This is a genomic window from Vibrio chagasii (assembly GCF_024347355.1).
Lineage (GTDB): Bacteria > Pseudomonadota > Gammaproteobacteria > Enterobacterales > Vibrionaceae > Vibrio > Vibrio chagasii.
Genome location: NZ_AP025465.1, coordinates 3,274,175 through 3,293,023 on the forward strand (window position 1 = coordinate 3,274,175; position 18,849 = coordinate 3,293,023).

Consider the following 18,849-nt stretch of genomic DNA (forward strand, 5'->3'; position numbering starts at 1 on the left):
AATACCAAGTCAGCTTATTGTTAAAGGAGAAGCATATCGCGATTTTATTGAATCCGACGGAAGCTTATGCCGCTGAGGTTTGTGGCACCTTAGGCAAGCGCAACGAAATTACCGTCGTTATCGCTAGGAACGCGAACGAGACCCACAAACAGGCGGATAAGCCACCCATTTGGAATACCAAGCCAGATAGGATTGTGCCAATCAAGCGACCCATTGCATTCGCCATGTAGTAGAAACCCACATCAAGCGACACACCATCGCCTTTCGCGTAACTGACAATCAGGTATGAGTGAAGCGATGAATTAACCGCGAAGATGGCGCCAAACACCATCAAACCACCGATGATCACCAGTTCGGGTTGCCAAGCTATCTGGACCGCATAAGCGATACCCGCCGTTACCAAAGCCAATGCGCCCGCCCATAATAGTGCAGCATGTCCATCTGGTACCTTGCCCTGCGCTTTACCGGTAATCTTAGGCGCTATGCCTTGTACAAAGCCGTAAGCGATGGTCCAAGCTGCTAAAAAACCTCCAACCCATGAGTGATCCCAACCAAATACGCTGCCAAGGTAAATTGGCAGAGCAATCACAAACCACACGTCACGAGCACCAAACAGGAACATACGTGCCGCAGATAGGATATTGATAGATTCAGACTTAGAGAAGATTTGTTTGAACTTAGGCTTGGTTTTCGCCTTACCCATGTCTGCCTCTAAGCTCACTACACTGCCAATGAAGACTAAAGTCAGCACTGCAGCCATCGCAAGCACTGCGTATTGGAAGCCAATCGTTGAAAGCAGCAAACCACCAATAAAGAAGCCTGCACCCTTAAGCGCATTCTTAGATCCAGTCAGAATCGCAATCCACTTATACAAAGCACCTTGCTGCTCATCCGGCACCAAGGTTTTGATTGAACTCTTGGCACTCATCTTATTAAGATCTTTAGCAATACCTGACAGCGCCTGCGCCGCCATTACCCAAGGAATCGTCAACATGGCCGATGGCAAGGCCAACATACCCAAGGCGAAAACTTGCATCCCCAGGCCAATGTTCATGGTCTTATTGAGGCCAAGACGCGCCCCCAGCCAACCACCGATTAAGTTCGTCACCACACCAAAGAATTCATAGAAGAGGAACAGTGAGGCGATTTCTAGCGAGCTGTAACCAAGGTCGTAGAAATACAAAACCACCAGCATACGAAGTGCACCATCGGTAATGGTGAAGTTCCAGTAGTTGAAAGTCACCAACATGTATTGGCGAACGCTCTTACTTAGATTTGAAAACATAATGCTATCTCTGCAATCAAAACAAAAAGAGCTTTTGGATCACGATAAGCTTAACACTCCAGATACCAAAAGCTCCTTGTCTAACACCGGTGACTATTAGCTATTCGCTACGCCATTGATGTACTCAACCTGGATAGGTTTAGTGAAAGCACCTGGACGCAGTGCTTGAACTTCTTGAACAATCTTGTCGAGGTCCCAACCTTTTTCTAACAGCAAGTGAGCTGCGAACAAACCTGTACGGCCTGAACCGCCCATGCAGTGCATAGCGACTTTCGCACCGCTATCAACGATTTTGTGCAACTCAGGGCTTGCTGCAGACCATTTCGCCGCAAAGTCAGTACCTGGAGCACAATCGTCTTCGATTTCGATTTGGAACCACTGCATGCCTAGCGCACGAGTTTTCTCGCCAAGTGCTGCCACGTCTTTGCTTGCAAGCTCTGTATCATCGAGCGCAGTCACGATAGCTTTAACGCCCTGCTCTTTCAGTTGTGCCAGAGATGCATCAAGATCAGCCTCTTTAGTACCTGGGCATGGAGTCAGAATCAGCGCACCTTGTTCAAGGTCTAGTTGCCATGTTGGATGTGTCATAGTGTTGTCTCCTAAGCGCTCAGGTTTATGCTAAGCCGACAGTACGTACTAACTCTGCGGTACGTGTCGCGTAACCCATTTCGTTGTCGTACCAAGCGTAGATCTTAACCATGCGCTTACCAACCAGCATGGTAGACAGTGCATCTACAATTGTAGAACGTTGGTCGCCTTTGTAGTCGATAGACACAAGTGGTCGCTCTTCAAAGCCAAGAATGCCTTTCAGTTCATTCTCAGACGCCTCTTTCAGCATCGTGTTCACTTCTTCTGCCGTTGTGTCTTGCTTCACTTCGAAGATGATGTCAGTCAGAGACGCGTTCGCTAGTGGTACACGAACCGCGTGGCCGTTGATACGGTTTTCTAGCTCAGGGAAGATCTCAACAATCGCCTTAGCAGAGCCAGTTGTTGTTGGGATTAGGCTCATACCACAAGCACGTGCACGACGTAGGTCTTTATGTGGCGCATCTAGGATAGTCTGAGTGTTAGTTAGATCGTGAATCGTTGTGAAAGAGGCATTCTCGATACCAAGTTTCTCGTTGATCACTTTAACCACAGGTGCAATACAGTTAGTGGTACAAGACGCTGCCGTTACGATTTTGTGTACTGCTGGGTCGAAGATGTTGTCGTTAACACCAACCACGATGTTTGCGATGCCTTCTTCTTTTACAGGTGCAGAAACTACAACGCGCTTCACGCCCTGCTCTAGGTATTTGTTTAGGAAAGAAGTCTTACGGTGAACACCTGTCGCTTCAATCACAACATCACAACCAGACCAATCGATCGCGTCGATGTCACGCTCTTTAGTGGTTTTGATGCGTTGACCATTGATGATCATCTCGTCGCCTTCAGTTGTTACTTCATGGTTCCAACGACCTTGAACTGAATCGAACTCTAGAAGGTGTGCAAGCGTTGCTGTATCGCCAGCTACATCGTTGATCTTTACAAACTCTAGCTCTTCCCAATCGAAAGCTGCGCGAAGTGCTAGACGGCCGATACGGCCAAAACCATTAATACCTACTTTAACTGTCATTATGTGTTCTCTCAGTCAGTGGTGAATCTAAAAATATTCGATCAAACGCAACATTGAGGGCGTGAAGTCATCGCTTCTAGGCGCTCAATGTCTTGTTGGTATTCAGTTTTCAAACAGTTCGATGCGATAAGGTCATCAATTAACTTTAGCATCCAACCAGGTAAATCATTAGCAAGGCGATAGAACACCCATTGCCCTTGGCGAACGTCAGTCAAAATGCCGTTTGAACGCAGCTGCGCAAGGTGGCGTGATACTTTTGGCTGACTTTCTTGCAATGCCTGAGTCAACTCACCAACTGAAAGGCACTCTTGGCGCACAATCAACATCAAGCAACGCACTCGCGTTTCGTCAGACAGTAATTTAAAAAATTGGTGAGGAAGCATAACTACATACTCATATATGGATATGCGTATATGTTAGTTGTAAAAAAACGCACGTCAAGGCGTGCGTTTTAAATGTCATAAAAGTTTAATAAAGCAACACTATAGCTTATTGGTCACTCTGTGACTCCAGCGACGCGCTTCTGTAAGTTCAGTTTTCACCTGATCCACGCTAAGCCCTAAGTCAGCGCAGTGCTCATCAATCTGCTGCCAATCCGCATGCTCAAAGCTCTCTTCAAGGGCAAGCAAAGTACCGTAAGGGCCTTCCCTACGTAATAGAGCAACCTTGATACTTTTACACAGAGGCAACTGCTCGACTAAGTTCTCTAACGACAAATCCAACAGCGCATCTAACAAGGAGAATAAGCCAATCATAAAGGCCTGCTCTCTATACCCTTCAAATGCCTGATAGCGAGACATACGCTGACAAAACTGGGCACGCTGTAGGGACAGTCCATACAGCTCTTTCGGCTTTTTATCAGAGACATAAGAGGCTACGGCTAACGAAACAAACATTTTCAGTTTCTCTTGCCCTAGATACACCAAAGCCTGACGAAAAGAAGAGATGGTCACTTCGAGGCGCGGCGACATAGTATTCACAAACCGCAGCAGCTTGTATGAGAGCGCCACATCTTTCGCAACAATGCTTTCGACACGTTGAAAGTCCACATCGGGCTTACACACTTCTTGGAACAGCTCCATAGCAATCACTTGCTCAGGGCTAATATACTTACTCTTGATGATTTCCGGTTTATTGAAAAAGTAGCCTTGGAAAAACTTAAAGCCAGCTTCTTTGGCTTGCTGGAATTCTTGCTCGGTCTCAACACGCTCCGCCAAAAAGCTAAACTTCTTCCCTTGGTGTGCCCTAACCAAATCACACGCTTCATCCAAACCCATCTGCATGATATCGAGCTTTACGATATGCGTGTATTTAAGGAAACGTTCCCATTCTGGGGTCGAAGTAAAATCATCTAAGGCGATCATATAACCCGCTTGGTAAAGGTCTTTAACCGCTTCCAACAATTCATCTGTCGGTTTGCAGGTTTCCAGAATCTCTACCACCACTTTATCTTTCGGCAAACTTAAGGGCAGTCGACGAATCAAACTTTGATAAGGAAAGTTAATAAAGCAGCGTGAAGATGGAATGGAAGGGTTAAGACCCACAGACAAGAAGTTCTCAACAATCAGACGATACGTTGCTCGATTAGACTCAATATGCGCTGGGTACGCATTCTTTTCGCCATCGCGAAATAACAACTCATAGCCAAGTGTATTCCTCTTGCGATTTAAGATAGGTTGTCGAGCAACGTATGTAGCGGTCATTTCTTGATAACTCTGATTGGTTTAACTATAACTCAGTCGCTTAATCTAAGCTTTCGCGGCAGCTAGCAAAGCACCGCAGCCCATGAACATACCACCAAATATTTTATTTATCTTACCCATTATGCGATCAGAGCGAATAAAACGTCCCATTTGTGACGCTAATGAGGTGTAACCCAGCATAACAACGCTATCAATGAATACTGTCGTCACACCTAGCACTAATAACTGCGGTGCTTGAGGTTGTGTAGGGTCAATAAATTGAGGAAACAGAGCCACCAAAAACACGATGGATTTCGGATTCGTTAGGTTGATAAGCACAGCGTTTCTCAGCAGTTTGCCACTCGACAGAGCAGAGCTCTCTTCAGATGCCACTAGGCTCGAGCTATCACGCCACTTTTGAATACCTAACCAAACTAAGTAAACCACACCGACCCATTTAATGATGGTGAACGCCAATGCAGACTTAGCAACGAGCGCGCCGATACCCGCGCCCACCAACACAATGTGAAACGTAAGACCAAACTGTAAACCGACGATTGATGCCAATGACTTTCGAGTGCCATAGCTTAACCCATTGCTGATTGAATTTACGGTACCCGAGCCCGGAGCCAAGCTAAACAAAATCGCTGTGACAACATAAGCAAGCCAAACATGAGTATCCATTTGCATTTCCTTACTAGTTCTTTAATCTAACAACATTAGTAGCAATAAAGCTCTCCACGCATCAGTTCAGGTAATTTCCCATGGAAAACCACAGCGAAACCGCCTTCCCTTACACTCAAGAACCTCAGTTCGATCATGCGATTAAACACCCGATCAACGCTCTTTGGCAACAAAGAAAAGAGGGGTATTTAACATCGTCTGGTAAAAAGAAACTGTACTGGTGCAGCCTCACCTCAGAGAAGCACAGCAAAGCTATTGTGATTTCAAATGGCCGTATCGAATGCTGCCAAAAATACCAAGAAATCTTTTATGATTTTTATCAACAAGGCTACGACGTTTATTCATTTGACCATCAAGGTCAAGGCCAGTCGGAACGTATGGTAGCAGACTCTGACATTGGTCACATTCATGAGTTTGATGATTATGCATCTGATATGTCTGACATGATTGCCAGCTTTGACCTCAGCAAGTATGCCAAGCGATACCTGTTAGCCCACTCAATGGGGAGCACTATCGCGACACGCTACCTACAAACCCATCCAGACCACCCATTTGATAAGGTCACCTTGTGCGCCCCAATGTTTGGTATCAACACCGAGTGGTACTTAAAGCCTATCGCGATGATTATTGGGCAAGTGCTTACCGCGTATCACGCCAAACCGGTTTACGCGCCAGGTCAGCAGGCCTATTACTCGAAACCTTTCGAGAATAACCTCCTGAGCCAAAGCAAGGTTCGTTATCAGTGGTTCCGTCGACTTTACGAAGAGAACCCTTCACTGCAAGTCGGTGGCGCTAGCACTCGCTGGGTATGGCAAGGGTTAATGGCAGCCAAGCAGTCAATCCAACAGACTCGTCAAATCAAGATCCCTCTATTACTGATTCAAGCTGGTGAAGAGAAGATTGTGAGTAACGATGCTCAGGTGAAATTCATCAATAAGCTGAAGAAAACCAACCCGGATTGCCACTTTAAAGTTATTGAAGGCTCAAGGCATGAAGTGTTGTTTGAGCAAGACAAATACCGTAATCAAACACTGGATGCCATTAATCAGTTCTTTGTTTAGTACTCACATCAACTGCATAAGAAGCGAGCCATAAGATAGCGAATAAAGAGGAAGAGAAGTAAGTGAGCTTTGCCCTCTTTTCTTGCATGATTTTGGCATACAATTTCTGGGTCGAGATATTGTAGTTCAAACGATACTAGCATTGGCTAGTGTTGATATTGGTTAAGCACTTTGCAATGAGGGTTAAATGACTATTCCTGCACTTAAAGATTCCGTGAAAATCGTTGCCTCTGATTTAGATGGTACGCTGCTGGCTCCCAACCATCAGTTGAGCGATTTTACCAAGCTAACGCTAAAGAAGTTACACGAGCAAGGTTATACCTTTATCTTCGCAACGGGTCGCCATCACGTCGATGTAGCTGGGATTCGTCAAATCGCAGGGATTCCGGCATACATGATCACGTCGAACGGTGCTCGCGTGCACGACCAGAATGATCAGCTAATGTATAGCCAAAACGTACCTCAAGAACTCGTTCAACCGGTTATTGATATTGTTCGCCAAGATCCAAACATCTTCATTCACATGTACCAAAATGAAGATTGGTTGCTCGATCGTGAAGATGAAATGCTAGCTAAGTTCCACAGTGAGTCAGGCTTCAGCTACAAGCGCTTTGAAGCAGACAATGCGCCGAGCGACGGCATTGCCAAGGTTTTCTTCACTCACCCAGAGCAAGACCACGAACACCTAGTGACGTTTGAGAAAAAGCTAAAAGAAGCATTTGGAGACAAGTTAAACGTGGCTTTCTCAACACCTTGGTGTCTGGAAGTGATGGCCGCTGAAGTATCTAAAGGTCATGCTTTAGACGCTGTCGCGAAATCTCTGAACCGAACGCTGGATAACTGTGTTGCCTTTGGTGATGGTATGAATGACGCTGAGATGCTGGCAATGGCAGGTAAAGGCCTAATCATGGGCACATCGCACGAGAAAGTGATGCAAGCACTACCAGACAATGAAGTGATTGGTAGCAACGCTGATGATGCCGTTGCGCACTACTTAGAGAAACACCTACTCTAAACAACCCCATCATACAAAAAGGCTCCTTTGGGCTGTCTCTTATACACAAATCCCTAAGCCACGCTTGGGGATTTTTTTTGAACTATTTTTAGGTTTCATGATCTGATCATCTAAGCAATGACAAGGATGATTATCATGACCTATATAGAGCCAACCCTTTGGGCACAAAAATAGTTCGGTCAAGCCCACCTTAATGACCCTAGACGCACTCAAAGACTCGTTGCTCTCGCAGCCTCACTGGCCGAGCAGCCTGGCGTACCCGTCTCGAAACTCATTATATCCCCTGCTGAAATGGAAGGGGCTTATCGCTTCATCCGTAATGAGCAAATCAAAGCAGAAGATATCGCAGAAGCGGGTTTTTATGTCACCGCACAAGAAGCATTAGAGCAACAAACACTTCTTGCCTTAGAAGACACCACTTCTCTCAGTTACTCCCATCGCAGCATTCGAGATGAACTCGGGCACTCTAATCAAGGCAATCGACATCGCGCCATGTTTGTACACTCAACCTTACTTTTTGCTCCCGACACTCAATCTGTTATTGGTTTAATTGAACAACAGCGCTGGACTCGTGATATAGAAAAGCGAGGTCAAAGGCACCAGCATGCGACTCGACCATACAAAGAGAAAGAAAGTTATAAGTGGGAACAAGCCTCTCGCCATGTCGCTGAGCGACTTGGCGATAAAATTTCGGATGTCATTTCTGTGTGCGATAGAGAAGCCGACCTATTTGAATACCTCACTTACAAGCGAGAGCAACAACAAAGGTTCCTCGTTCGCTCAATGCAAAGCCGCTGTATTGAAGAGCACGATAATCGTCTTTATAGCTATGCTTCTACCCTGTTATCAGCCGGAGAGAAAGTGCTCGAAATACCGCAAAAAGGCGGTCGTAAAGCTCGCAAGGCTCATTTAGATATCAAATATGCCCCCGTGACACTCAAGTCTCCTGCTAACAAGAAAGAGTTCGATAACATTCCGCTTTACTACGTGGGATGTATAGAACAAGGAGAGAGTGGTAATAAGCTCGCATGGCACTTACTGACTTCAGAGCCGATAACGAGCAAGGAAGAGGCACTCAAAATCGTCAGTTATTATGAGCGGCGCTGGCTGATAGAAGATTTTCATAAAGTCTGGAAAAGTGAAGGGACTGAAGTTGAGCAACTGAGAATGCAAAGTAAGGATAACTTAGAAAGGCTCAGCGTCGTTTTGGCTTTTATCGCGACTCGGTTACTCCAGTTGAGGTTTATGAATGAATCAGACGAGTTATCTAAGAGCAGTTGTGAGCAGGTATTAAAAGGCAAAGCGTGGAAGTTAATGTGGCTCAAGTTGGAGAGCAAAAAACTACCGAAAGAAGCGCCTAATATATCATGGGCTTACAACGGTATTGCTCGGTTAGGTGGTTGGAAGAATACCAAGCGAACAGGTCGCGCTTCTATAAAGACGTTATGGCAAGGATGGCTTAGGTTACAAACCATCCTTGAAGGGTATGAACTCGCCAAGTCTCTTGATTAACCAGACTTGTGATCAAGAGACAGGCCAATGGCTGCCTTTTTTGAACCTTACGCTAAAAGCTTCCTCTAACGAGAACCGAGCACTTCTTTGCTTAAGATCGCCTGCCACTCTTGTTCCGTCACAGGCATGATCGATAAACGATTGCCGCGCTTCACCAAAGGCATTTCAGATAATTCAGGCATGGCTTTAAGGGTCGCTAATGGGATCAAGCGTTCAGTAACTCGAACAAACTCGACATCAACCATTATCCAGCGCGGGTTATCGGGTGAAGATTTAGGGTCGTAGTAATCACTCTCGGGATCGAATTGAAAATGGTCTGGGTAGGCTTCTCTGGTTACTTTTGCGATCCCCGCTACGCCCACTTTTTTACATGATGAGTGGTATATCATCACTAGGTCGCCAAGCTTGACCTCATCACGCATCATGTTTCGAGCTTGATAGTTACGAACTCCCTCCCAACAAGAGGTTTTTTGTACTCTTAGTGTCTGAATAGAAAAAGTGTCGGGTTCTGTTTTAAATAACCAATATGCCATAATAAATCCAATTAACGGTTGCTCCGAGGAAGATATAACATGAAGGTAATGAAAAACCCAGTGACATGGCTAGCCGCATTCGCGCTACAAGGCTGTGTAACCGCTCCAGAAACACCGCAACAACCTGAAGTTCCACCAGCAACCTTGGATGAACCTCTGAGCGTTCAACCACAAACCTTCATCATGCGCGGTCAAGTTGTGGTAGGCCATGCAAGCCGCACGTTTACCCCTTGTGGTAGCCAACAACAATACTGGTTAGATATGTCCCCTGAACTAGCGCTAGAGGCACAAGGGTTAGCTGCCAGACCTTATCAAGCTCTGTATGGTGAACTGATTGGCCACCTTACCGTACCTAGCCAAACCGGCTACAACGCTGATTTCACAGCACGCTTCGTGGTTGATCAAGTCAATATCTTAACGGCAGAAAACCCTGAACGCTGCGACCAACCACTGCGCTCCACACGAGTCTTCGGCAATGAACCATTCTGGTCCGCCACCTTTGATAAAGACCAGATGACTTATACCAAAATAGGCGAAGCACCTCAGGCTCTCAACATCGAATCAAGCCGCACCACGCCAAGCAGTCGTGATTACCAACTAGAAGGTAAAGCAACACAAGGCGAGCTCAATCTGAAGAAAGAGAGCTGCAGCGACGGCATGAGTGACTCTATCTATGGCTGGGAAGCAAAACTCAACCTCAATGAAAGCAACTACACGGGCTGTGCTACGGTTTCAAACCAAGATCCTACACTGGACTGGAGTGGTACCTATTTCGCTAGCTCAACGCAGAACTCAGGGTTCTCTATTAACCTTGAGCTCAACGATGACCATAGCGCAGTAACAACCTACTCTTACAGCAACGGTGATCCTTCTATTGTTGAGCAAGGCTTCTGGCAGCAACTCAACCAAAACCAAGTTCAGGTCGTCATGACTCGCCACCAACAGCAATATCTGATATCCGAGCGTATCTTCACTCTCGATAACGGTAAGTTGGTCGCAAAGAAAGAAAAGGTCGGCAATATCGTTTACCCGATTGCCAACGGTGGTCTAGTACTATTCGAAGCAAAGCCTGTACAAGCACAAACCAACGCGGTTGATCTAAAGGCGAAGCAAGTGAACTCCAGTGATCAATTTGATCCAAAAGTAGACCAAGCGATCCGCGAATATTTTAAGATCAACAACAGCTCGCCTGATGATACTAAATACCGCTGGCTCACCTACGACCTCAACGGTGACGGTAAAGAAGAGCTGTTCGCCCAGCTCGATTGGTGTGGCTCAGGTGGTTGTACACTGCTGATTTTCGAGAACCATCAAGACAAGTGGCGCTTCAATAGCCGAGTCACATTAGTAAAAGGCGATATACGTGTGGGTAAGTCTAAAAATCACGGTTGGCACGATCTGATCTTCAATGTCAGCGGCGGGGGTGCAATAGCGGCCAAACACGCACTCTCATATACGGGTGTCAGCTACCCACTCAACCCAAGTGTGGCACCGGTAGCCGATGATGCTGATATCAGCGATGTGGTTTTGTTTGCTAACGACATCTCACCAGTACAAAGCGGAGTTAAGCTATAACCATGAGCGATCAGCAAGCTTGCAGTGGGTGTGGTTTCACTCATCAATGTATTTGTCATCGAATACCGAATACTGAAAGCCAAACCCAGTTAGTGTTACTCACTCATGAGAATGAACTAACACGAGACACCAATACCGGAAAGCTACTGCAACAGTCACTCAAGCAGTGTCAGTCTTTTGTTTGGCAGCGCAAGACGCCTCCAGCCGAACTACTGGCTTTACTTAATGATGAAACTCATCAGCCTTTGCTGTTGTTTCCAAGTGATGAAAGCATTGAATGCCAGCAAGCGGTTTCGGATACAGCGAGTGAACGAATGCCGTTATTCATCATCTTGGATGGCACGTGGCAAGAAGCAAAAAAAATGCTCAACAAAAGCCCTTGGCTACAGACGATTCCTCAAGTGCACCTCGATGTAACCAGTGAATCTTCATATACGTTGCGCCGCAATCAAGACAATGGACACTTATGTACCTGTGAGGTTGGTATTGAGCTACTTAAGGCATTAGGTGAAGCTCAACCAGCAAAGCAGATAGAGGATTACTATCAGCACTATCTCAAAGTATTCCAAGCAGACAAAAGTGGACACGCTCTCAGATAGAGTAATGCGGAGTGCTTAAGCACCAAAATAAAAAGGGTGAGCCACTAGCTCACCCTTTTCACATCTCGCTTTAATACATTGGACAAAACAGTGTTTCACGTGAAACATCAGACATTTGCCACTCATTAGAACAGCCGTTTAGGCTCTCCAAAGTAATAACCTTGCAGGTAATCGACGCCCATCTGTTCGGCTATCTCACAAACCTGTTGATTGTGAACAAACTCAGCGACCGTTTTGGCATTAAACACTTGGCACAATCGCACCAGCTGAGAAGCAATGTTTCTCTGCTTCTGGTCTTTGTCTATGTTACGAATCAAACTGCCGTCGAGCTTAATTATCTGCGGCTCCAGCTTGATGATCTCATCAATGTTGGAGTAACCAGAGCCAAAATCGTCCACGATGATTCTTGCTCCTAGAGAGCGGAAGTGGTCACACACCTCAATCATACGGCCATAATCTTTGATCTGCTCAGATTCTAGCACCTCGAGCCCAAGTCGAGTGGGATCGTTCATTCCACTAATCGCAGTCTCAAGTACCTCCAGTGTCTTATCACTTAGGAGATCTTGCGGAGAAAGGTTGATGGAGAACGGACTCTGCTTATCTGCCATATAGCCGATGGTGTTCTTAATCATGTGGCGACTAAGACGTGTATAAAGATGGGTGTCGGCAATCATAGGCAAGAACTTACCTGGTGGCACAATCGTTCCATCAGCTTCCATTATTCTCACCAAACATTCTTGACCAATCAGTTCATGTGTTCTCGCCTCAACAATTGGTTGCGAGTAGGTAATAATATTCTGATCTAAGATTGCTCGGCTAACACAGCTCAACCAACCAATCCGTTCTTTACGCTCTTCTTCACTCACCTGAATATCTTTGGCATTAGTTATGTGGGTGTTGTTACGAACACCATAACGTCGTGCTTCAATCGCTTTTAGAAGGATTTCATCACTATTATCAGTCAAAAAGTCACAGCGACTGGCAAACCCGCCACATAACGAGACCGATAGGTAGTCAATATCGGTTAAGCCATAAGGTTCGAAGTTAACACGTTCAACTTCATCTGCAAATTCTACAAAGCGCTCCTTTATCCTCGCTCCTATGGCACTGGTATTGAAGATAATCGCCCATTCTCCAACCCCAATACTAAAGAGTTCAACTTTGATCTTAGACCTCTTAACGACTCGAAGCTGCAAACGCTCTACGAGGTGGTTGGAGAGATCTAAGAGTAATTGATCACCAACTTGATACCCATACTTGTCATTCACTTGATGGAAATTAGTCAATTTCAAAGTCAACAAATGTTCAGTAAAGAGAATCGTATTGAGTCGTTCTTTTAGTACTATACGGTTAGGTAGCCCTGTAAGGGAATCAATGCGATAACTCTCCGTTAAACGACGAGCCTGTTGATGGAGTTTCTTCTCCATTTGTGTGTTCATGCTATCAAGATCAGCCACTGCGTTACGCACTAAGTTAAGCAGTGGTGAAACCGTAGAGCCACACTTAAATTCGTCAGCGTGAAACTCATTAATCTCGTCAGACTCTCTCATCGCGATATAAGTCAGACTGTGGTGAAGGATATCTTGTCGCTCTTCAGTTCGATAAAGCTCTCCCATGCAGTAAGCACCACATGCATTTACTATCCCTTCAAATGGCTTGAGCTCTAACTTACTGTCAATGAACTCCAATCGAGAAACGCAGTTATAGATGATCACAGACTCAGGTTGATGCATGGCAAGCATCTCAGCGCCATGACGCACCTTTTCGGCAGTCAGTGATGGGTGGTTATAGCAGAACTGAGCTTCTTCACCGATCTGCCAAGGGCTATCAAACTCGATACTGCCATCGTCATTAATACGAAGTGGTGTTGATATCCCTTTCTTCCTGCCAAGTTCGCGATAAAGCGGAAAACTCATCAGTTGACTGAAAGGAAGGTCTTTACCATCGGCAAGGTAATGTTTAAATACTTCAATCGCCGGCTTGTCATTTAATGCATACAGACGGTTCCCTATCGCATGAGTCACTCGTAGTTTCATCCCTATAGGGTTCCACTCGGAGTAAGCGTCTGACCACACCTTTAAATTAGAGTTCGTCAAGGCAACCGCTACGCAGGCATGTTGGTAAGTTTGCTCGTTGTGCATAACCCAGCGGCCGAACTCATTTTCCTGGCACAAGCCACCAGCCACTGGTAATGCGTAGGAATGATTTTCGAAAGCACCATAAATTGGGTAATCACGTCCTTCAACCTGATCACACAAGCTGATAACAGTTTTGGTGTCTTCCGATAGATCAAGTTGAGATACGAGATCTTGGCTATCTTGGTTAGGGTTACCTGTAAAAGGCTGTACCGCGGAGATTAATCGAGTTTCGTTGAATTCACTAACAATGACTAAGGTGCAAGTACTCTCAAGGCAGTTATCACAAATAACATGACGAGCACTTTGACCAATCAACGTCGCATGGCTCAAACGATTGAGCGCCACGTTAGCAAGTTGGCGAGCCACATCCGGTGATTGCGTAGAGAAAAGTTGAACTAGGTATTGTTTGCTATCACACCATTCGCGCTGAGCAAATTGAGATTCTAATTGCTCCTCTGTGTTTGCGAGAAATGTATATGTTTGCATGCCAACCCTTGTTCGAAATCTAATGGAATAGAGAACCCGCAACCACCGCTATGATTGAAATGAATCGTAATAAGTAATCGCTAATTATCCTAGCCTAAACAGGCCTTTAAACACGACTAATGTAACAATTCACTATCATAAATGCGACACAATAAGCCTGCACTGGACATTAAATTAGTCGCATAAGATCGCTGAGCTGTTCTATTTCAACATCAGGAAGCACACTCGCCTTCGAAGATAGGTATAAATTGGAACCAGTGTCATTAAACCAGCATGCTTGGAAGCCATTTTTCTTGGCTCCATAGACATCCGTCCTCAAATGATCACCCACATGAAGGATATTGCTAGCATCAAAGCCTAAATGCTGTTGTGCTTTCTCAAACATGTCTGGGTAGGGTTTGGCTCTGCCGTCTGGTCCCGCTTTAAGAATGAGTTGGAAATATTGCCCAAGGCCAATTTTGTGGGGATCAACGTTACCATTGGTTATCGCAACCAAAGGAATACGCTCGGCAAGTTCCGCCATCACACGGTGGGTTTCTTGAGGAACGTCGACTTGGTTGCGTAGCCATAAGGCATGTTCGATACCATCACGAGCAGCCTGTTCCGCTTGCTGCAGAGAGTAACCCAACTGCAGTAAACCTGTCTTAATTTGGGTTTCACGCCACAAGGTGACGTCATGCTTTAGCTCAGGGTTTTCCAATGCGACTCGTTGTTTTACAGCTTGCCACTCATCCAGCGACAAAGAAGCAGACACAGGGTGCTCTTGAAAAAGCCACTGCGCCATCTCTTTCTCAACCTTCACGATCACAGGCCAGTTGTCATATAGAGTGTCATCCAAATCAAAGGTCATGGCTTTGACAGGCTGTAACCCTCGGTAAATTCGCATAGTAAAACCTTTAGTCTTTATTTTTCTTACGGGCTCTTGGGTGAGCCTGATCGTATGCTTGTGCTAGATGCTGGAAATCTAAGTGAGTGTACACTTGGGTGGTCGAGATGTTTTCATGACCCAATAACTCTTGGACCGCACGAAGGTTTTGGCTCGACTCGAGGACATGCGTTGCAAAGGAGTGACGCAGTTTGTGCGGGCTAATATGGCTCGCTACAGATTGCTTCTTGCCCCACTCTTCCATACGTTTTTGCACACTGCGGTGTGAGATGCGTGTTCCCAGCTTGGAAACAAACAGCGCATCCTCTCCTGGAGAAGCCAATTCACCGCGGACTCGCAGCCACTTATCGACCCACTCTTTGGCTAAGCCCGAAAATGGCGCCTTGCGCTCCTTGTCACCTTTACCGATCACTCGGATTTCTCCTTGGCGGCTCAGCACGTCTTTGAGGTTGATACCAACCAGTTCAGCAAGACGCAAACCAGCACCGTACATCACCTCCATCATCGCTCGATCACGAATCGACAGCGGATCGTCTTCATTCACGTCAAGCAACTGACCGACTTCATCTACATCGAGGTTTTTTGGTAACGGGCGCTGCTTACGAGGTGCAGAGACCCCTTTTGCAGGGTTTGCAGTGATTTCGCCACGTAAGACAAGAAAATCAAAGAAGCTACGCAGTGACGATAAGCGAGTCGCAATACTGCTTGCCTTCATTCCGTCACGCATGCCTTTGCTGGCAAGTTGCCTTACCCAAGCCGCATCGACTTGGCGCCAATCCTTTAGCCCCAGTGTGACTAAGTGTTCAGCCATGGTTTCAAGTTGTTGTTTGTAGTTTCGCTGGGTGTGTAGGCTGAGTCCCTTCTCGCTTCTGAGATATTCATAGAAGCGAGAAAGAGGCTTTTGAAGGCTATTAGGAAGAGGTGTTTTGGGCTCTAGGCTCATTATTTATCTGCCAAGGTAAGGTGTCCGCCAGATGAGACACAACAAGTGCTAAGTGGCGTAAAAAGAGCGTATCCATATGAGGTTGGAAATGCCCGCCATCTTCACTAGAAAAGGCGAGTAACCCCAATGGAGACTGCTTAGCGAGCGGTAGTACTACATAAGAGCCTAGCTCTGGAACCGGGAAATCACCAAACAAATCTTGTCTGTCAGCTTTTCTTAAGCGCCCAAGGTAGGCATCTTTGCCATTAAAGTGGTTGAGTGAAAACTTCGAGTAGCCCTCTTCGCTGAGCTGATAAAAACCCGTTTGCGAAAGGATTCGCAAATGAGCCTTCAACCCTAGGTCGAGTGCCTTTTGCTCAACCGCTTTAATCACCTGCATGAAGTCACTGCATTTCAGTACTTGCGCTTGCAGGTCCATAAACTCATAGAAGGTTTTATCGTTACTCGCCGCCAAAGACATCAAGCCAGTGATCTCTTCTTCTAGCTCTTCGATTCTCTGGCGTTGACGTTTAAGCTGAATCTCCACCAGAGAAACGGCACCCTGCTCAACGTTATTAATAGCAAGGCGATCCACCAAATCTTTTCGGTCTTGGAAAAAATCTGGGTTATCACGTAAATATTCCGCGACCACTTCTGCGGTGAGAGCGTCGGCTTCAACGTTAGACAAAACCTATCCTTTATTTTTTATGTATCTATCTGTTATATGTCGAAATCAGCAAGAAAGCTGACCATCAAACACATGCGTAGCAGGGCCTGTCATATACAGAGGTTTACCCGGGCCTTGCCAACTAATGTGTAAATCACCGCCCGGTAGACGAACTTTCACATTTTCAGCCAGTAAGCCTTGAGTAATACCCACAGCAACAGCACCACACGCACCGCTACCACAAGCCTGAGTTTCGCCCGCTCCACGTTCGTAAACACGTAGACGAACTTCTTCACGATTAACCACCTGCATAAAACCAGCATTGACACGCTCAGGGAAACGCTCATGTGATTCAAGCAGTGGGCCCAAGGTATCCACATCGGCCGTATCGACATCATCAACGACAGTGACCACATGCGGGTTGCCCATGCTGACCGCGCCACAGAACAGAGTGTGTGCATCGGTTCTTAGGATGTAGGTCTTTTCAGGTTGCTTCGCTTTAAATGGGATCTTGCTTGGTTCGAACTCAGGAATGCCCATGTTCACGGTGATCAGGTCATTCTCTTCAATCTTGAGAACCATTTTACCTTTCTTGGTGCTGACGTTGATGCTGTACTTATTCGTTAAGCCTTTCATACGAACAAATCGTGCAAAACAACGAGCACCATTACCACACTGCTCCACTTCACTGCCATCTGCATTAAATATGCGGTAATGGAAATCAGTTTCTGGATCATAGGGAGCCTCAACCACAAGTAGCTGGTCAAAGCCCACACCAGTGTGACGATCCGCCAAACGACGGATCAAATCTGGAGAAAAGAAAATATTTTGAGTAATGCAGTCCACGACCATGAAATCATTGCCCAAACCATGCATTTTAGAAAAGTGGAAGTGCATAACGCTTTAAATTACTCCGGAAGAATGTTTTCAAGTTCCCACAAGCTCGTAAGCTCTTCACGCTGACGAACCAAATGAGTTTTGTTGCCATCAACCATCACTTCAGCCGCACGCGAACGAGTGTTGTAGTTTGAAGACATGACAAAACCATAAGCACCAGCTGAGCGAACAGCAAGTAAATCGCCCTCTTCAAGCACTAGCTCACGATCTTTACCTAGGAAGTCACCTGTCTCACAGATAGGACCAACCAAGTCATAAGTCACAGCTTCACCCTGACGCGGGCTTACAGGAACAATGTCTTGCCAAGCTTGGTAAAGCGCTGGACGCATCAAATCGTTCATTGCTGCATCGATAATGGCAAAGTTCTTGTGTTCCGTTGGCTTGAGGAACTCAACTTTCGTTAATAGTACACCAGCGTTAGCAGCAATCGCTCTTCCAGGTTCGAAAATCAGCTCTAGATCAGAATGATTTTCTAGACGCGCCAATAGTGCTTTTGCGTAATCTGAAGGTTGTGGTGGCAATTCATCACGATATACCACACCCAAACCACCACCAACATCAAGGTGCTTAATGTTAATACCATCAGCACGTAGTTGGTCGATCAGAGCAAGCAAACGATCAGTCGCATCAATGAAAGGCTCGATGTCAGTTAATTGAGAACCGATGTGGCAATCAATACCATGGATAGACAAGTTCTCAAGTGTTTGTGCAAAAGCGTAAACGGCAGGCGCACGGTCGAAGGCAATACCAAATTTGTTATCACGCAGACCTGTCGAGATATAAGGGTGAGTGTTTGCATCAACGTCTGGGTTGATACGCAGTGAAATCGGCGCCTTAACACCCAGTTCACCAGCGACTTTATTCAGTCTCTCTAGCTCTGGCTCAGACTCTACGTTGAAACACTTAATGTTTAACTCAAGCGCACGTTTCATTTCAGCGGCTGTTTTGCCGACACCAGAGAAAACAACCTTTGCCGGATCGCCACCTGCAGCCACAACACGCTCTAGCTCACCGCCAGAAACGATATCAAAGCCAGAACCTAATCGAGCTAGGGTATTCAATACGCCAAGGTTCGAGTTCGCCTTAACGGCATAGCACACCAAGTGTGGATGCTCACCAACCGATGAATCAAACGCATTCCAGTGGCGTTCTAATGTAGCACGAGAATATACATACAGCGGTGTACCATATTGCTCTGCTAGTTGTGAAAGTGCGACGTCCTCAGCCCAAAGCTGGCCATCTTCCTGATAGTTGAAGTAATCCAAAGTTCTTATCCCTTATAAATAACGATT

Annotated in this window: 17 protein-coding genes and 1 pseudogene; 5 read left to right on the top strand and 13 right to left on the bottom strand. The window is 46.0% G+C overall.

Going from position 1 to position 18,849, the window contains the following annotated elements; all coding sequences use genetic code 11:
* Positions 1 to 64: 64 nt before the first annotated feature.
* The 6 genes from arsJ to rhtB form a co-directional block, all read right to left on the bottom strand.
* Complete coding sequence (gene arsJ / locus OCV52_RS15145; RefSeq protein WP_137408678.1) at positions 65 to 1,285, bottom strand: organoarsenical effux MFS transporter ArsJ; 1,221 nt, start codon at positions 1,283 to 1,285, stop codon at positions 65 to 67.
* Positions 1,286 to 1,381: 96 nt separating this feature from the next.
* On the bottom strand, positions 1,382 to 1,873 hold the full coding sequence (locus OCV52_RS15150; RefSeq protein ID WP_004740503.1) for a cyclin-dependent kinase inhibitor 3 family protein: 492 nt from the start codon (positions 1,871 to 1,873) through the stop codon (positions 1,382 to 1,384).
* Positions 1,874 to 1,898: 25 nt separating this feature from the next.
* Positions 1,899 to 2,900 (bottom strand): ArsJ-associated glyceraldehyde-3-phosphate dehydrogenase, encoded by a 1,002-nt coding sequence (locus tag OCV52_RS15155; RefSeq protein WP_004740501.1) that lies wholly within the window; start codon positions 2,898 to 2,900, stop codon positions 1,899 to 1,901.
* A 41-nt stretch (positions 2,901 to 2,941) separates the two neighbouring features.
* The gene (locus tag OCV52_RS15160) at positions 2,942 to 3,283 is read right to left on the bottom strand and encodes an ArsR/SmtB family transcription factor (protein WP_004740493.1); all 342 of its coding nucleotides are present in this window, start codon (positions 3,281 to 3,283) and stop codon (positions 2,942 to 2,944) included.
* A 99-nt stretch (positions 3,284 to 3,382) separates the two neighbouring features.
* Positions 3,383 to 4,603, bottom strand: coding sequence for an EAL and HDOD domain-containing protein (locus OCV52_RS15165; RefSeq protein WP_004740491.1), 1,221 nt, complete (start codon positions 4,601 to 4,603; stop codon positions 3,383 to 3,385).
* 45 nt (positions 4,604 to 4,648) lie between these two features.
* Positions 4,649 to 5,266, bottom strand: coding sequence for a homoserine/homoserine lactone efflux protein (gene rhtB / locus OCV52_RS15170; protein WP_137408679.1), 618 nt, complete (start codon positions 5,264 to 5,266; stop codon positions 4,649 to 4,651).
* Between the two features lie 80 nt (positions 5,267 to 5,346).
* Between rhtB and OCV52_RS15175 the strand changes: the two genes are divergently transcribed.
* From OCV52_RS15175 to OCV52_RS15185, 3 genes and pseudogenes are all read left to right on the top strand, one after another.
* On the top strand, positions 5,347 to 6,327 hold the full coding sequence (locus OCV52_RS15175) for an alpha/beta fold hydrolase (RefSeq protein WP_137408680.1): 981 nt from the start codon (positions 5,347 to 5,349) through the stop codon (positions 6,325 to 6,327).
* Between the two features lie 187 nt (positions 6,328 to 6,514).
* Positions 6,515 to 7,342 carry a Cof-type HAD-IIB family hydrolase gene (locus OCV52_RS15180; protein ID WP_137408681.1) on the top strand — a complete coding sequence of 276 codons (828 nt, stop codon included), beginning with the start codon at positions 6,515 to 6,517 and terminating at the stop codon, positions 7,340 to 7,342.
* Positions 7,343 to 7,477: 135 nt separating this feature from the next.
* Positions 7,478 to 8,854 (top strand): annotated as a pseudogene (locus OCV52_RS15185) (IS4 family transposase).
* Positions 8,855 to 8,919: 65 nt separating this feature from the next.
* Here OCV52_RS15185 and OCV52_RS15190 read toward each other — a convergent pair.
* Entirely contained in the window at positions 8,920 to 9,387 is a 468-nt protein-coding gene (locus tag OCV52_RS15190; RefSeq protein ID WP_004740480.1) for an EVE domain-containing protein, read from the bottom strand.
* Between the two features lie 39 nt (positions 9,388 to 9,426).
* On the opposite strand from OCV52_RS15190, the gene OCV52_RS15195 reads away from it, so the two are divergent.
* Both OCV52_RS15195 and OCV52_RS15200 read left to right on the top strand, forming a co-directional pair.
* Positions 9,427 to 10,962 (top strand): COG3650 family protein, encoded by a 1,536-nt coding sequence (locus tag OCV52_RS15195; RefSeq protein WP_137409058.1) that lies wholly within the window; start codon positions 9,427 to 9,429, stop codon positions 10,960 to 10,962.
* Between the two features lie 2 nt (positions 10,963 to 10,964).
* Entirely contained in the window at positions 10,965 to 11,561 is a 597-nt protein-coding gene (locus OCV52_RS15200) for a tRNA-uridine aminocarboxypropyltransferase (RefSeq protein ID WP_004740477.1), read from the top strand.
* Between the two features lie 125 nt (positions 11,562 to 11,686).
* Here the strand turns inward: OCV52_RS15200 and OCV52_RS15205 are convergent, their stop codons facing one another.
* From OCV52_RS15205 to lysA, 6 genes are all read right to left on the bottom strand, one after another.
* On the bottom strand, positions 11,687 to 14,185 hold the full coding sequence (locus OCV52_RS15205; RefSeq protein WP_137409059.1) for a bifunctional diguanylate cyclase/phosphodiesterase: 2,499 nt from the start codon (positions 14,183 to 14,185) through the stop codon (positions 11,687 to 11,689).
* A gap of 169 nt (positions 14,186 to 14,354) precedes the next feature.
* Positions 14,355 to 15,071, bottom strand: a complete 717-nt coding sequence (yigB, locus tag OCV52_RS15210; RefSeq protein WP_137409060.1) for a 5-amino-6-(5-phospho-D-ribitylamino)uracil phosphatase YigB — start codon at positions 15,069 to 15,071, stop codon at positions 14,355 to 14,357.
* 10 nt (positions 15,072 to 15,081) lie between these two features.
* On the bottom strand, positions 15,082 to 16,014 hold the full coding sequence (gene xerC, locus OCV52_RS15215; RefSeq protein WP_061034253.1) for a tyrosine recombinase XerC: 933 nt from the start codon (positions 16,012 to 16,014) through the stop codon (positions 15,082 to 15,084).
* Positions 15,983 to 16,681, bottom strand: a complete 699-nt coding sequence (locus tag OCV52_RS15220) for a DUF484 family protein (protein WP_008221909.1) — start codon at positions 16,679 to 16,681, stop codon at positions 15,983 to 15,985. The genes xerC and OCV52_RS15220 overlap by 32 nt, the downstream gene beginning before the upstream one ends.
* Positions 16,682 to 16,726: 45 nt before the next feature.
* Entirely contained in the window at positions 16,727 to 17,557 is an 831-nt protein-coding gene (gene dapF, locus OCV52_RS15225) for a diaminopimelate epimerase (protein WP_008221911.1), read from the bottom strand.
* Between the two features lie 11 nt (positions 17,558 to 17,568).
* A complete protein-coding gene (gene lysA, locus OCV52_RS15230) occupies positions 17,569 to 18,822 on the bottom strand; it encodes a diaminopimelate decarboxylase (protein ID WP_137409061.1) in 1,254 nt (417 codons plus the stop codon).
* Between the last annotated feature and the right edge of the window lie 27 nt (positions 18,823 to 18,849).